The sequence below is a fragment of the Neisseria sicca genome (assembly GCF_014054945.1).
GTDB classification, from domain to species: domain Bacteria; phylum Pseudomonadota; class Gammaproteobacteria; order Burkholderiales; family Neisseriaceae; genus Neisseria; species Neisseria sicca.
In genome coordinates, this window is sequence record NZ_CP059566.1 from 1,432,025 (window position 1) to 1,446,098 (window position 14,074).

The window sequence follows — 14,074 nt, forward strand, 5'->3', positions numbered from 1 at the left end:
AACCCTGTTATTTTCATCATGATGCAATATCATGATTATTTTAACCAAATGAAAATACAATACGCCATAAAAATATTATTCATATATTTCAATAGTTTTTTAAGAATTGCTAGTTTTTACTCAATCCCGCTCATTTCTCATTCAATTGAAAATCTCCCTCCCATCCTTACCTATCAAGGTTTTATTGCATTATCATTTATTTTGACATACGAACATAATTTAAAATTTCTTACACTTTAATTTTCATCTTACAAAACAAACAGATAAATCGCCGAACTATATCAATCTTGATTACCATATAACAATCCGTTGCAAAATGACAAAAGGGTCGTCTGAAAATACGTTTTTCAGACGACCCTTTTGGGTACCACTCAAATCCATTGGCTGCAAAACCGTATCAAAATTGCACCCGTTGCGCATTGGAAATTTCACGTTCATTCTCAATACTGAAATTTGCCCTTACATACTGCCCGAAAAGTTTCGCGGTCATACTTTGCGGGAAACGCCTCAACGTAGCGTTATAGGTGCGGACAGCCTGAATATAGTTATTCCTTGCTTGATTAATCCGGTTTTCCGCCTCTTCAAGACGCGTAGTCAGACGCTGATAATCCAAGCTTTCCGCCAAAAGCGGATAATGGTCTGAAATCAGCGTCATTTGCGTCAAAATTCCGCTCAATTCTCCCTGAACCTCCTGAAAACGCTTCAATTTCGCCGGATTGGCAGCCTCTTCCAAATTCAGATTCATACGGACCGCCCGACTTTGAACGTCAGACAACTTGAACAAAATATCCTCTTCAGGGCCGGCATACGTCTTAACGACATTCGATAAATCGGACACCAATGCCGAACGCTGACCGTATTGCTTCATCACTTCCACCCAAGCATGTTTGATATCCTGTGCTTGAGCATGCATCACATAATAGCTGCGCCCGACAATACCTATTACCAATACTGCCAATACTATCGGCCACCATTTTTTCCACATCAACCACATACTCCGTGAATATACGCAACATTCCATACCGTATTCATTTTTTCAGACGACCCCAATCTGTATAAGAGGTCGTCTGAAAACCATCGAGCAGTATATCTCTAAGCTGCCCCTACCCGGATAAAAATCAAACAAACAAAATTATTTTCAGATAATCGGTATCGCTGCGAAGTTTGCACTATAATATATCAGGCATTGACAGATTCCCTACCGCATCGGATTTTTATTATTCCTCTTGCAAAAATCAGCATGATTTCAGGGTTAAATCCGCTTTCCATCTTTTTCGAAAACAGGCGGGGTCGTCTGAAAATAGAAAATGGGAAGCATCTTCTGCCTTCATTTCTACGCAAGGATGATGCAGTAAAGGCATCCCAGCCTGAATTTGCAAAAGGGTTATTTCACAAAATGGTCTTATTGGCGGGTCAAACATCTGCCCAACCGTCTTCCAATCTGTTTTGTCTTGAATGTTCTGTTTCAGCGTTCCCGAATAATGAATTCGGACGCTTGCCCAAATCGTTCCAATTGCCGTCCTTTTAATCCGGCAATACTTTTTTAAAACTTTCAAACGAGGAGAAACCATATGCGAACCCTGTTAACCGGTTCAAAAGGACAATTGGCGCGTTGCTTTCGCGACCGCCTGCCTGAAAATTGGGAATTGATTGCCACAGATTCGACATCCTTGGATATTACAGATACCGAAGCCGTTCGCAATATGGTTCAAAACTTCCAACCCGACGCCATAGTCAATGCAGCGGCCTTTACCGCAGTCGATAAAGCAGAGGCCCATGTCGGCACCGCATTTGCCGTCAATGCCACCGCCGTCCACAACCTCGCCTCTGCCGCCCGCGCCTGCCAAGCCCGCTTTATCCATATCTCTACGGACTATGTGTTCGACGGCACAAACAAGACCCCATACAAAGAGCAAGACTATACCAACCCGCAAAGCGTGTATGGGCGCACTAAAGTCTCAGGCGAACTGCTCGCTTTGGCAGCCAATCCGGACAGCGTCATCATCCGTACCTCATGGTTATTCAGCGAATACGGCAACAACTTTGTCAAAACCATGATCAGACTGGCAGGAGAACGGGACAACCTCTCCATCGTTCATGACCAAACAGGCAGCCCTACTTATGCCGGTGACCTTGCCCAAGCCATCATTACTTTGCTGCAGCAACCCGTTGCCCCACGGGGTATTTATCACTACGGCGGCAATAAATCGGTAACATGGTATGAATTTGCCCAAGCCATTTTCCAAGCAGCGCAACAGCAAGACCCTGATTTTAAAATTCCACAACTGAACGCCATCACGACCGACCAATACCCCCTACCCGCTCCGCGTCCTGCTTACAGCATTATGGACTGCCAAAAAATTGAAAAAGAATGCGGCATCAAGGCATCTGATTGGCAAAAAGCGTTAAATGAAATCATCGGCAAGCTGGATAACTGATCAGCACCCTCTGCCATATAAAACAAAAGACCGCAAAAACGAAGCGGTCTTTTGTTTTACTCAGGATATACTGGCAGCAGAACAGAAATGTCGTATCACCATTACCAACTCTTTCTCGTAAGGTCGTCTGAAATTTCAGACGACCTATTTAGTCAATAACGCCCAATTCCTGTAATCCCCGCAACACCCCATCCTCGTCCACGCTCGGGCATACAAACTTTGCCACAGCCTTTGCCTCAGCCTCGCCATTCCCCATTGCCACTCCAAATCCGACAGTAGACAACATTTCCAAGTCGTTGAAGCTGTCGCCAAATGCCATAACATCCTTCATTTCAATCCCCAGCTTGCCTACGGCATGAGCAATTCCCCTTACCTTAGAACCTTCAGAACGAAGCATATCCATGGCACATTCATGCCACCGAACCAATTTAAATCCGTTTTGTTGAATTTCATCTTCAATGGCGCGTTCTTGATTGGAATTTGCAAAGATCAGCATTTGATACACTTTTGCCCGATGAAAATATTCTTTATCCACCAAAAAATCGGGAAAAATATGCGCCAATGCATCTTTAACAAGCGATGAAGGGCTGGAAACCGCAATTTCATTGTTATTCACAAAGGCGTAATCAATATTTTTATTGTCCAACAACGCGCATATTTCCATCATATTCGCAGAATCCATCGGATATTCCTGCAATACTTCCCCGTGAAACGACGTATATTGCCCATTAATGGTCACCAGCATATCGATTCCGCTTTCACGGATCAGCTCCTGCACTTTTTTCGGAATAGCCGCAGGAGGACGACCCGTTGCAATCGCGGTCAATATCCCTTTCTCTTTCAACGCCGCCATTGCTTTATAAACGGAAGGCATCAGGGTATCGGTATATTTCCGATAGAGGGTGTCATCAATATCAAAGAAGATAATTTTCGGATTTTTCATAAGCAGGCAAACAAAAGTTTAATCATTTCAAAGTTCGGCTATTGTACCGTCAACCTAATCAAAAGAATATCTGCCTGATATATAGTGGATTAACTTTAAACCAGCACGGCGTTGCCTCGCCTTACCGTACTATCTGTACTGTCTGCGGCTTCGTCGCCTTGTCCTGATTTAAATTTAATCCACTATATCTAAATATTTATGACCACAAACAACCAGCGTTTTATCTTTTTCGAAGATACAAAAAAGACAAGCCCCTGAAAAATCAGGGGCTTGTCAAAATCTGGCACGCCCACGGGGAATCGAACCCCGGTTACCGCCGTGAAAGGGCGATGTCCTAACCGCTAGACGATGGGCGCAGAAATTTTCTATTGGCGCACCCGGAGCGATTCGAACGCCCGACCCTCTGGTTCGTAGCCAGATACTCTATCCAACTGAGCTACGGGTGCACTGAAAGAAAGATTTGGATTATATTTTCCCATATATGACTTGTCAAGGGCTTTCTTGGATAAACGATGTGCAAAGTGTAGAATACTGCCCTGTTGTGTGAATTTTCAGGAATTTAGGATGTTTCATCTTTCTCGCTGGTTGAGATTATCGGAAGCTTTTACCCGATTGAACCGCCCTGTTGTGGTCGTTGATTTAGAATCTACCGGCGGCAATCTGTATCAAGACAGGGTGACGGAAATTGCTTTTCTGCGCTTTGAAAACGGCCGGGTAGAACATTACGAACAATTGATCAACCCGGGAAAGCCGATTCCTGAATTTGTCGTCCAACTGACCGGCATTACCAATGAAATGGTGGCGCAGGCTCCCGCTTTCGACCAAATTGCTCCCGACATACTGCCTTTACTGCGCGGCTCTTTGATTGTGGCGCACAACAGCCGTTTCGATTACACCTTCCTGCGTCATGAATTTTATCGGGCAGGCATCGATTTTGCCGCTCCGGCATTGTGTACCGTCCAACTGTCCCGCCGTCTGTACCCTCAATTTTATAAACACAATCTTGACAGTATTATCAGCAGGATGGGAATCCAAACGGACGATCGTCACCGTGCATTGGCCGATGTTTTGGCACTCGCCGATTATTTGGAACACAGCCTGAAAGAGAAAACCTCCGATGAATGGGACAATCATTGCCGTACGTTGATGAATCCGAAAATACTGCCGACGCAGCTATCCGATTCTTTGACGGCAAAACTCTATTCATTACCCGATACGGTAGGCGTACTTGTCTGGTTTGACCATTCAGGAAAAGTGCTGTCCGTCGAAGCCTATGAAAAAACGTATAGCGAAATCGCCGCCCTACTCCACAGCAAAGAAGGCTTGCACTATGTTCAAAATGCCGCAGATGTGAAATTCATCCCCGCAGTAGGGAGCCTGCATGCCTTGTGGTTGAAAGCGCAGGTTATGCAGGAATATCAAGAGGAGTTATCTGCACCATTTCCCCTCAAGCAATTGAATCCCAAAACATTTATGACTGTTAAGTTCATCCCCGACGAACATGGCGTACTGAAGGCACGAATTGTGCCGTTAGACAACGGCAGCAGCACCACCCGCCCTTACGGTTTGTTTATCCACAAAAAAGCGGCAAAACGCGCATTGAACATCTGGGCGCAAGAACACCATTTCTGTCCCGATGCCTTAAACATTTTGCCGGTCAGTCACGCAAAGGGAGCGTTATGCCCCGTGCAGGCTGTCGGCAAGTGCAATGGGACATGCCATAAAGGTGACGGAATCGAAGAACAAAATACCCGAATTCATGCCATGGCATCCAAGCTGCCTGTCGCCGACTGGGGGAAAGTGCATGAAGTGGAAATCACGGAAACAGACGAATTATCAGGCCGCAGCGTCATCATGCGTTGCGCCGGAGGAGCCTTGGAGCTGCCGAACGGACACTGGTATTTCGACAACCTGCTGCCCTCTATATTGAAGATCAAATTCAAACAAGACAGACAAAATATCCGCGTTATCGCTTGAGTATAGTGGATTAACTTTAAACCAGTACGGCGTTGCCTCGCCTTAGCTCAAAGAGAACGATTCTCTAAGGTGCTGAAGCACCGAGTGAATCGGTTCCGTACTATCTGTACTGTCTGCGGCTTCGTCGCCTTGTCCTGATTTAAATTTAATCCACTATATATTGACGTAAGCGGACGAACAAAAAAGAGGTCGTCTGAAAACCAAGTCGGCGTTTTCAGACGACCTTTTATCATTACTGAGCATTATCCAAATCTACGGCTTGAGACCTTTGCAAAAAAGCCCTCCTCCCGACAACCGAAACCCTAAACACAGGTTTTCGGCTGTTTTCGGCTGTTTCCCCCCCCAATCACTCCTGATTTTACCCAAATATCCCCTTAATTCTCCCCGAATACCCGATAATCAGGTATACGAGCCGCCTTTTAGGCAGCAACAGGCACACTTAGCCTGTTAGCTGCTTTCAACAGGTTCAAACATATCGCCTTCAGATGGCTTTGCGCACTCACTTTACACAGACCAAAATAGGCTGCCCGGGCATAGCGGAATTTACGGTGCAGCATACCGAAGCTTTGTTCGACCACATAACGGGTCTTCGACAAATATCGGTTGCGTTTGGTTTGCGCCTCCGTCAGCGGACGGTTGCGGTGGGCTTTGCGCATAATGCCGTCTAACAACTGATGCTCTTTCAGATGTTGCCGGTTTTCCTTGCTGTCGTAGCCTTTGTCGGCATAGACGGTCGTACCTTCGGCAATGCCTTCCAACAAAGACGACAGATGGTTGCACTCATGGACATTGGCGGGGGTAATCTGCAGTTTCCCGATATAGCCTTCCTCATCGGTACGGGTATGTTGTTTGTAACCGAGTCTGTATAAACCGTTTTTCTTTGTCCAACGGGCATCTTTATCTTTGCTCGGTGTGGTTTGGCCGCTGACTTGCCCTTCTTCATCGACTTCTATGGCCTGACGCTGTTTGCTGCCGGCGGTCTGAATAATGGTGGCATCAATGACGGCGGCGGATGCCTTCTCTACTTTTAGGTTTTTTTCGGCCAGTTGTCGGTTAATCAGTTCCAGCAATTCGGACAAGGTGTCGTCTTGCGCCAGCCAGTTGCGGTAGCGGCATAAGGTGCTGTAATCGGGGATGCTCAGTTCGTCAAAACGGCAAAACAGGTTGAAATCGATGCGGGTGATGAGGCTGTGTTCGAGTTCGGGATCGGAGAGGCTGTGCCATTGTCCGAGCAGGACGGCTTTGAACATGGACAACAGGGGATAGGCGGGACGGCCGCGGTGGTCTCTAAGGTAACGGGTTCTTTGACGATTCAGGTATTGTTCGATCGGTTGCCAATCAATCACCTGATCCAACTTCAATAGTGGGAAGCGGTCGATGTGTTTGGCAATCATGGCTTGGGCGGTTTGCTGGAAGAAGGTGCTCATGAGAAATCCCCTAAATGTCTTGGTGGGAATTTAGGGGATTTTGGGGAATTTTGCAAAGGTCTCGGCTTATCACAGCTGTTTCAAATACAAAACCTCAATCCGTCATAAGATTTAAAGCGGAACAGACAAATCAAATTGCTTCAGCAAACCGATGGTTTCATAAACGGGCAGCCCCATCACACCGGTAAAGCTGCCTTGCAAATACTCGACAAACACGCCGCCCAAGCCTTGGATTCCGTATGCACCGGCTTTATCCATCGGTTCGCCGCTTTGAATGTAGGCAAGGATTTCGTCAGGGGATAAGGTTTTGAAACGCACATCGCTGGTTTGCAAGACGCTGCGCGTTTCGCCTTGCCAATACACGCATACGGCAGTCAGCACTTGATGGGTTTGTCCTGACAACTGTCCAAGCATTGCGGCGGCATGCTCTTGGGTTTCGGGTTTGCCGAGGATATGGTTTTGATAGGCAACGGTGGTATCGGCGGTCAGAATGGGAAATTCGGGCGGCGTATCATGTTGTGCAAACCATTGGGCGACGGCAGCAGCGTTCTTTTCGTTCGCCATACGCTGAACATAATCGGCGGCATTTTCGTCAGGAAATGGCGTTTCATCAATATCGGTGGAAATGCGCCGAATTTGGTAGCCTAAGTTTTCAAGGATTTCGCGGCGGCGCGGGCTGCCGGAGGCAAGATAAAGTGTCTGCATAAGTTTTCAGATATTTGAGATACGGATTTTGGGGATTTAATCGATAAGGCGGATAGGCATACGGAAAGGTCGTCTGAAAACTTTCAGACGACCTTTCCAATCGTTAATCGTGTTGATCCAATTGATAAATTTGGGCAACGGCATCGACCAGATTGCTGTTTTCCGAGCCTGCCTTATTGAGGGTTTGAGTGGGAGAGTGGAGGAGTTTGTTGGTCAATTGGATGGAGAGCCGCTCCAATACCTCTTCCGCCGATGCGCCTTTGGCAAGCTGTTTCATCGCATTTTCCAAAACCTGCCTGCGGGCGCGTTCGCCTTCGTCACGCAGGGCGCGGATAAGGGGGACGCTTTGGCGGCTTTGTTGTTGGCGGACAAACTCACCGACCTTTTTCTCCACCATAGCTTCGGCTTCGGCAGCTGCTTTTTGGCGGGCCTCCTTGCCGTTTTGAACGATGCCCATCATGTCGTCAACAGTGTAAAGATAAGCGTCGCCCAGTTCCCCCACTTCGGCTTCGATATCGCGCGGAACGGCAAGGTCGAGCAGAAACATGGGCATATTGAGACGCAGGCGCAATGCGCGTTCCACCATGCCTTTGCCGACCAACGGGAGCTGGCTGGCGGTAGAGGAAACGACGACATCGTATTCGTGCAGGATGTCGGGCAACTCTGTCAGCAGGCAAGGCTCGGCATTTAGTCCGAGTTTGTCGCACAACTCTTGGGCGCGCGGCAGGGTACGGTTGGCAACGGTAATGAGTTTGGGACTTTTGGCGGCGAAATAGGTGGCGACCAATTCAATCATTTCGCCCGCACCGATAAATAGAACGTTCAGATCGCCGATATCGGGAAAAATCTGTTCGGCAAGTTTGACGGATGCGGAAGCCATCGAAACGGAATTCTCGCCGACGGCAGTGTCGGTACGCACTTCTTTGGCAACGGCAAACGTTTTTTGAAACAATGCGTTGAGGTTGGTATTGATGCTTTCTTGTTCTTGGGCGACACGCACGGCATCTTTAATCTGTCCCAAAATCTGCGGCTCGCCCAATACCATAGAATCCAATCCACAGGCGACGCGGAAAGCGTGGCGGATGGTTTCGTTGTTGTCCAAGGTATAAAGATAGGGGCGGATTTCTTCGGCGGGCAGGTTGTGGTATTGCGCCAGCCATTCGATGATTTGCTCGGTTTCGCCGACGCAGTAAAGCTCGGTGCGGTTACAGGTCGATAGAATTACTGCCTCCTTCGCTGCTTTGCTTCGAGCAAGGTTGCGGACGGCTTCGGGCAGGCTTGCTGCGGTGAATGCCAGCTTCTCGCGTATACTCAAAGGCGCAGTTTGGTGGTTGAGTCCGACGGCGGTAAGTTGCATGGGATAAGGGGGAGAGATGGTATGTGTCGGCGGGTATTATAGCTTAACTTGACTTTGAAATGAATGTGTTGGCTTCCAAACAAACAGTGCGATTGGCAAAATTTAGATTACCCGGGGTCGTCTGAAAACATCAGATTCATATAACGAAATCATCTTTAAATCGAACAAACCATTCTTTCCCATTTTCAGACGACCTGATTAAAGTAGCTCCAAACTGAGAATAAGGAGCACCCTATGACTACCACCGCCGACCCGCGCGCCAAACTGCCCGACACCCCGCTTTCCGGCAACGAAGCCCTGAAAGACCGCAGCGACTATCTGCACGGTACCATCAAAGACGATTTGACCGACGACTTTACCGGCGGCTTTACCGCCGACAATTTCCAGCTCATCCGTTTCCACGGCATGTACGAGCAGGACAACCGCGACATCCGCGCCGAGCGTACCGATCAAAAACTCGAACCCTTAAAAAACATGATGTTGCGCTGTCGCTTGCCCGGCGGCATCATCACGCCGGCGCAGTGGTTGGGCATAGACGAATTTGCCGGCGACCACACCATTTACGGCTCCATCCGCCTGACCAACCGCCAAACCTTCCAATACCACGGCATTTTAAAAACCGATTTGAAACTGGCGCACCAGTCCCTGCACAAACTCGGCCTCGATTCCATCGCCACCGCCAGCGACGTCAACCGCAACGTACTCTGCACCAGCAATCCCGTTCAAAGCCCGCTGCACCAAGAAGCCTACGAATGGGCGAAACGCATCAGTATGCACCTCCTGCCGCGCACTATGGCATACGCCGATGTCTGGCTGGACGGCGAAAAAGTGTTCACCACCGAACCGACCGAACCGCGCAACAAAGAAATCGCCGACGATGTCGAGCCGATTTTGGGCAAAACCTATCTGCCGCGCAAATTCAAAACCGCCGTCGTCATCCCGCCTGACAACGATGTGGACATCCATTCCAACGACTTAGGCTTTGTCGCCATTGAAGAAAACGGCAGACTTGTCGGCTTCAACGTCCTTGTTGGCGGCGGGCTTTCCAGCGAACACGGCAACACCAAAACCTATCCCAACACTTCTTACGAATTCGGTTTCGTCCCCCTCGAATATACCCTCAACGCCGCCGAAGCCGTCGTCAGCACCCAGCGCGACTGGGGCAACCGCAGCGACCGCAAAGCCGCGCGCACCCGCTATACCCTCCAGCGCGTCGGCGTCGAAGTGTTCAAAGAAGAAGTCGAAAAGCGCATGGGCATCAAGTTCCAACCCATCCGCCCCTACTCCTTCACCCATCGCGGCGACCACATCGGCTGGGTTAAAGGCCTCGAAGGCAACTGGCACCTGACCCTGTTCATCGAAAACGGCCGCCTGCTCGACTACCCCGGCAGACCGTTGAAAACCGGCGTGCGCGAAATCGCCAAAATCCACCCCGGCGACTTCCGTCTGACCGCCAACCAAAACCTCGTCGTCGCCAACGTTCCGCCCGAGCTGAAAGACACCATAGACAAAATCGCCAAAGAACATGGTCTAATCAGCAAATCCATCACCATCCAGCGCGAAAACTCCATGGCGTGCGTCGCCCTGCCGACCTGTCCGCTGGCGATGGCGGAGGCCGAACGCTTCCTACCGTCGTTCTCCGACAAAATCGACGAAATGTTCGCCAAATACGGCTTGGAAGACGAATACATCGTCCTGCGCGTTACCGGTTGCCCCAACGGCTGCGGCCGCGCCATGCTCGCCGAAATCGGCTTGGTCGGCAAAGCCGTCGGCCGCTACAACCTCTACGCAGGCGGCAACCGCGAAGGCACCCGCATCCCGCGCCTCTTTAAAGAAAACATTACCGAACCCGAAATCCTCGAAATCGTCGACGGCTGGGTCGGCAACTGGGCGCAAAACCGCCTCGACGACGAAGGCTTCGGCGATTTTGCCGTCCGTACCGGCATCGTCAAACCCGTCCTCGATCCACCGCGCGATTTTTGGGCTTGAAAACCTGTTGGCAGATTAAGAAACAAAGTTGGAAATCAAAAGGTCGTCTGAAAACCCGCAATGCTTGTTTTCAGACGACCTTTTGATTGTTTAAACCGACTTATTAAATTATTTCGCAGCCTTAAACGCGTCGGTAACCTGTTTGGACGCGTTCAGCAATTCTTGCGCGCCGCCCGCCGCCAAATAGGTTTCGGGAACGAGGTAAACCACCTGTCCTTTTTTCCATGCGGTCGTTTCGGCGACCAGCGGATTGTTCAACACATCTTTCGCCGCCTGTCCTTCTTCGCCGATGGCTGCGCCCCTGTCAAGGACAAACAGCCAGTCGGGATTTTTCTCTTTCAAGTATTCGAAGCTGACGGGCTGACCGTGGCTGCCTTCTTTGATGGCTTCATCAACGGCCGGAACGCCGATGTCTTTGTGCAGCCAGCCGCCCAGTCGTGAAGACGGACCGAAGGCGGACAGTTTCCCGCCGTTGACCAAAATCACCAAACCTTTGCCTTTACCTTGCGCGGCAGCTTTTGCGGCTTCAAAAGATGCGTCGATTTCCGCCTTCAGCTTGTCGGCTTCCGCCTGTTTGCCGAAGATTTGCGCCAGCGCGTCGATGCGCTCTTTGGCACTGTCTTTGAGGTTGGCGGTATCGGCGGTCATTTCGATGGTTGGCGCAATGGCGTTCAACTTGTCAAACGCTTTGGCTGCGCGGCTGCCGATAATGATGAGCTGCGGCTTGTAGGCGTTGAGCGCTTCGTAATCCGGCTCGAACAGCGTACCGGCAGGTTTTGTCGTTTTGAAATATTCGTCCAAATAAGGCAGCAGGTTTTTGTCGATGGACAGACCGGTTTTCACGCCCAATTTGTTTAAAGTGTCGAGCATACCCAAATCGTAAACGGCGATACGTTCGGGATTTTGCGGCACTTTCGCGTCACCACGCGTCGTTTTGACGGTCAAGCCCGCGCCTTCGGTTTGGGCGGCGGAAGCGGTTTGGGCGTTTTGGTTTGAAGCGGAATCTTTCGGCGAACACGCACCCAAAGCAAGGGCGCAGCATACGGCTAAAGCAGTCAGACGTAACATGGATTCTCCAAGCAGATATAAAACGAAAATATGGAAAAGGCCGTTTGAACAAGAAAATTTAAAGGCTTCCAATCAGAAAGCCGAACGTTCAGACGACCTTTACGGTTTGATGTTACCAAATTAACCAATAACAATTATCGTTTATTTTATTAGATATAAAAGAGGCTGTCCATCGGTCTTTAAATGCGGTTGTCGGTCATCTCTCCGCCATCATTCATCAAACCACCAATCCCAACCTTTTCCCCAATGCCAAAATCGCCCTTTTGTTCGACAGGGAGAACACTTTTTCCGCCGCTTCTTCAATACCGAACCATCCGTAAGCGACGTGTTCGTCGGACTGCAAAACAATCGCCGTATCGCGCGGGATTTCGGCGGAAAAGATGTGTTCGCGGTTTTCAAACACGCCTTTCGGATAGCGGTGCCGCCAGTGGTGGTAGATTTCATAAACCGTGCTGTCGTGCCAGTTGCAGAGCTGTCCGTCTGCAAGGCGGATGCCGGTTTCCTCCCAAACTTCGCGTTTGGCGGTTTCCTCTATGGTTTCGTCCGGCTCGATGCTGCCGGTTACCGACTGCCAAAAACCTGGCGGCGAAGTGCGTTCGATTAAAAGGATATTGCCGTCAGCATCATGCAGGACAACCAGCGCGGACACGGGATACTTCAAGGGCTTTGCCATCAATCGTCTCTGCCGGAATCCATCGCGGGATCGGATTTGGTATCGCTGCGCGCCTGCATTCCCGCCTTAATCATGGCGATGCTGCTCGGTGCCTGGCTTTCGTTCAGGATGCGGACTTCGCGCTGCGGATAAGGGAACTCGATACCGTGTTCGTTAAACTGCCGCCAAATATCCAGAAAAATCGCCGATTGTAGCGCGGCAAAACCGTTTTCCGGGTCTTTCACCCAATACGTCGCGCGCAAATCGATACCGTTGTCGCCAAAGTTGGTGACTACCGCCAAAGGCGCGGGATTATTGGAAACACGCGGCTGCGCGGCGGCTGCACTTTTAATGATGTCGAGCGCCTTAATCAAATCGGAATGATAGGCAACCTGTATATTGAACGCCTGCTGCAATTCGCGGCTGGTATAGGATTCGTTGACCACCATCGAGGTAACGAACGTCTCGTTCGGAATCAGCGCCTCCGTACCGTTGGCATTGCGCAGCACGACGAAACGCGAGGTGATTTTGGTGACATAGCCGGTAAAGTTGTTGACCGTCAGACGGTCGTTCATGCGGATGGAGCGGTCGCCCAAAATGATGAAGCCCGAAATATAGTTGCTCGCCACTTTTTGCAGGCCGAAACCGATACCGACACCCAACGCACCGCCGAACACCGACAATACCGTCAAATCAATCCCCACCAGAGGCAGCGCAATCAAGACCGCCAACACCATCATCACCGTTTTGACGACTTTGGACAAAATCATGCTCAGATTGGTATCCAAGCTACTCTTCTCCAAATGTCCGCCGATAACTCGAGCCAGCCATGACGCGCCTATCATCAGGAGGCCGACCCACAAAATCCCGTTCAGAATCGTCAGCAGGCTGAGCCTGCCCGAACCAACCGAGAAACTGATGCCGTCCAGTACCTCCAAAATCTTATCGTCCAAACCCGACAGCCAAAGCACGAACCCTATCCACAAAACCATAGACACCGCCCGCTCCAGCCAGTCGGTCAGTTTGTTTTGCGGCAAAGCGGCATGAACCACCGCCACGCTGACCCGAATCAGAATCATCCAGCGCGCCGCCAAAATCAGCAGATGCAGCCATACCGCGCGAAATTCCGTCAGATTACAGACAAACAAAGCCGCCGCGCTGAAAATCATCATCAGTACCGGCCACAAAATCCTTCTGCCGATATGCCGCAAAAGCGCGAAGCTGCCGTGTTCTGAGAAGAAATAACGGTCGTTGAGGCGGTTTGACAGCCAAAACGCCGCCACCATCAGCATCAAGACACCGACCAGCTCTATCCAGCCCGAAACCTGTCCGAAGTTGCGCTCCACCAAGCTCGATGTAAACGCCTGACGCGCAAACAAATCATGCAAAATACTGTCCATCCGCCCTGTTTTTTATTAAAAATCAAAGCTGAGATTATATAGCAGCCATTAAATTCCGCCACATCCGTTTACCCCCGGGGTCGTCTGAAAAACATCGCAGCTTCCAATCAAGTATGAG

Annotated in this window: 12 protein-coding genes and 2 tRNA genes; 3 read left to right on the top strand and 11 right to left on the bottom strand. The window is 49.9% G+C overall.

Annotated features, from left to right (window positions below):
• Positions 1 to 397: 397 nt before the first annotated feature.
• Complete coding sequence (locus H3L95_RS06910; RefSeq protein ID WP_003766272.1) at positions 398 to 985, bottom strand: LemA family protein; 588 nt, start codon at positions 983 to 985, stop codon at positions 398 to 400.
• A 250-nt stretch (positions 986 to 1,235) separates the two neighbouring features.
• Positions 1,236 to 1,571, bottom strand: coding sequence for a hypothetical protein (locus H3L95_RS06915; RefSeq protein ID WP_003761443.1), 336 nt, complete (start codon positions 1,569 to 1,571; stop codon positions 1,236 to 1,238).
• On the opposite strand from H3L95_RS06915, the gene rfbD reads away from it, so the two are divergent.
• Entirely contained in the window at positions 1,572 to 2,438 is an 867-nt protein-coding gene (gene rfbD / locus H3L95_RS06920) for a dTDP-4-dehydrorhamnose reductase (protein ID WP_003761441.1), read from the top strand.
• Between the two features lie 148 nt (positions 2,439 to 2,586).
• On the opposite strand, the gene H3L95_RS06925 is transcribed toward rfbD, so the two are convergent.
• The 3 genes from H3L95_RS06925 to H3L95_RS06940 form a co-directional block, all read right to left on the bottom strand.
• Positions 2,587 to 3,381 (bottom strand): Cof-type HAD-IIB family hydrolase, encoded by a 795-nt coding sequence (locus H3L95_RS06925; RefSeq protein ID WP_003761438.1) that lies wholly within the window; start codon positions 3,379 to 3,381, stop codon positions 2,587 to 2,589.
• A 281-nt stretch (positions 3,382 to 3,662) separates the two neighbouring features.
• Positions 3,663 to 3,737 (bottom strand) — tRNA-Glu (locus tag H3L95_RS06935).
• A gap of 13 nt (positions 3,738 to 3,750) precedes the next feature.
• Positions 3,751 to 3,827 (bottom strand) — tRNA-Arg (locus H3L95_RS06940).
• A 118-nt stretch (positions 3,828 to 3,945) separates the two neighbouring features.
• Between H3L95_RS06940 and H3L95_RS06945 the strand changes: the two genes are divergently transcribed.
• On the top strand, positions 3,946 to 5,358 hold the full coding sequence (locus tag H3L95_RS06945) for a 3'-5' exonuclease family protein (protein WP_040669067.1): 1,413 nt from the start codon (positions 3,946 to 3,948) through the stop codon (positions 5,356 to 5,358).
• A gap of 419 nt (positions 5,359 to 5,777) precedes the next feature.
• Here H3L95_RS06945 and H3L95_RS06955 read toward each other — a convergent pair whose 3' ends face one another.
• The 3 genes from H3L95_RS06955 to hemA form a co-directional block, all read right to left on the bottom strand.
• Positions 5,778 to 6,785, bottom strand: a complete 1,008-nt coding sequence (locus tag H3L95_RS06955) for an IS5 family transposase (RefSeq protein WP_182096128.1) — start codon at positions 6,783 to 6,785, stop codon at positions 5,778 to 5,780.
• A gap of 111 nt (positions 6,786 to 6,896) precedes the next feature.
• The gene (locus tag H3L95_RS06960; RefSeq protein WP_003761769.1) at positions 6,897 to 7,490 is read right to left on the bottom strand and encodes a Maf family protein; all 594 of its coding nucleotides are present in this window, start codon (positions 7,488 to 7,490) and stop codon (positions 6,897 to 6,899) included.
• Positions 7,491 to 7,593: 103 nt separating this feature from the next.
• Complete coding sequence (hemA, locus tag H3L95_RS06965; protein WP_003761773.1) at positions 7,594 to 8,847, bottom strand: glutamyl-tRNA reductase; 1,254 nt, start codon at positions 8,845 to 8,847, stop codon at positions 7,594 to 7,596.
• A 234-nt stretch (positions 8,848 to 9,081) separates the two neighbouring features.
• On the opposite strand from hemA, the gene cysI reads away from it, so the two are divergent.
• Positions 9,082 to 10,836, top strand: a complete 1,755-nt coding sequence (cysI, locus tag H3L95_RS06970) for an assimilatory sulfite reductase (NADPH) hemoprotein subunit (protein WP_040669188.1) — start codon at positions 9,082 to 9,084, stop codon at positions 10,834 to 10,836.
• Positions 10,837 to 10,944: 108 nt separating this feature from the next.
• Here cysI and H3L95_RS06975 read toward each other — a convergent pair whose 3' ends face one another.
• From H3L95_RS06975 to H3L95_RS06985, 3 genes are all read right to left on the bottom strand, one after another.
• Positions 10,945 to 11,904: a siderophore ABC transporter substrate-binding protein gene (locus tag H3L95_RS06975; protein WP_070869735.1), complete on the bottom strand. Its 960-nt coding sequence runs from the start codon at positions 11,902 to 11,904 to the stop codon at positions 10,945 to 10,947.
• A gap of 217 nt (positions 11,905 to 12,121) precedes the next feature.
• Complete coding sequence (gene nudB / locus H3L95_RS06980; protein ID WP_003761787.1) at positions 12,122 to 12,577, bottom strand: dihydroneopterin triphosphate diphosphatase; 456 nt, start codon at positions 12,575 to 12,577, stop codon at positions 12,122 to 12,124.
• The gene (locus H3L95_RS06985) at positions 12,577 to 13,956 is read right to left on the bottom strand and encodes a mechanosensitive ion channel family protein (RefSeq protein WP_003761790.1); all 1,380 of its coding nucleotides are present in this window, start codon (positions 13,954 to 13,956) and stop codon (positions 12,577 to 12,579) included. Before H3L95_RS06985 ends, nudB begins: the two co-directional genes overlap by 1 nt.
• Positions 13,957 to 14,074: the final 118 nt, after the last annotated feature.

Excerpts from the sequence above, each read along its gene's own strand:
- H3L95_RS06985 (WP_003761790.1), bottom strand. The coding sequence starts at position 13,956 with ATGGACAGTATTTTGCATGATTTGTTTGCGCGTCAGGCGTTTACATCG.
- nudB (WP_003761787.1), bottom strand. The coding sequence starts at position 12,577 with ATGGCAAAGCCCTTGAAGTATCCCGTGTCCGCGCTGGTTGTCCTGCAT.
- H3L95_RS06975 (WP_070869735.1), bottom strand. The coding sequence starts at position 11,904 with ATGTTACGTCTGACTGCTTTAGCCGTATGCTGCGCCCTTGCTTTGGGT.
- cysI (WP_040669188.1), top strand. The coding sequence starts at position 9,082 with ATGACTACCACCGCCGACCCGCGCGCCAAACTGCCCGACACCCCGCTT.
- H3L95_RS06955 (WP_182096128.1), bottom strand. The coding sequence starts at position 6,785 with ATGAGCACCTTCTTCCAGCAAACCGCCCAAGCCATGATTGCCAAACAC.
- H3L95_RS06960 (WP_003761769.1), bottom strand. The coding sequence starts at position 7,490 with ATGCAGACACTTTATCTTGCCTCCGGCAGCCCGCGCCGCCGCGAAATC.
- H3L95_RS06945 (WP_040669067.1), top strand. The coding sequence starts at position 3,946 with ATGTTTCATCTTTCTCGCTGGTTGAGATTATCGGAAGCTTTTACCCGA.
- hemA (WP_003761773.1), bottom strand. The coding sequence starts at position 8,847 with ATGCAACTTACCGCCGTCGGACTCAACCACCAAACTGCGCCTTTGAGT.
- H3L95_RS06910 (WP_003766272.1), bottom strand. The coding sequence starts at position 985 with ATGTGGAAAAAATGGTGGCCGATAGTATTGGCAGTATTGGTAATAGGT.
- H3L95_RS06925 (WP_003761438.1), bottom strand. The coding sequence starts at position 3,381 with ATGAAAAATCCGAAAATTATCTTCTTTGATATTGATGACACCCTCTAT.
- rfbD (WP_003761441.1), top strand. The coding sequence starts at position 1,572 with ATGCGAACCCTGTTAACCGGTTCAAAAGGACAATTGGCGCGTTGCTTT.
- H3L95_RS06915 (WP_003761443.1), bottom strand. The coding sequence starts at position 1,571 with ATGGTTTCTCCTCGTTTGAAAGTTTTAAAAAAGTATTGCCGGATTAAA.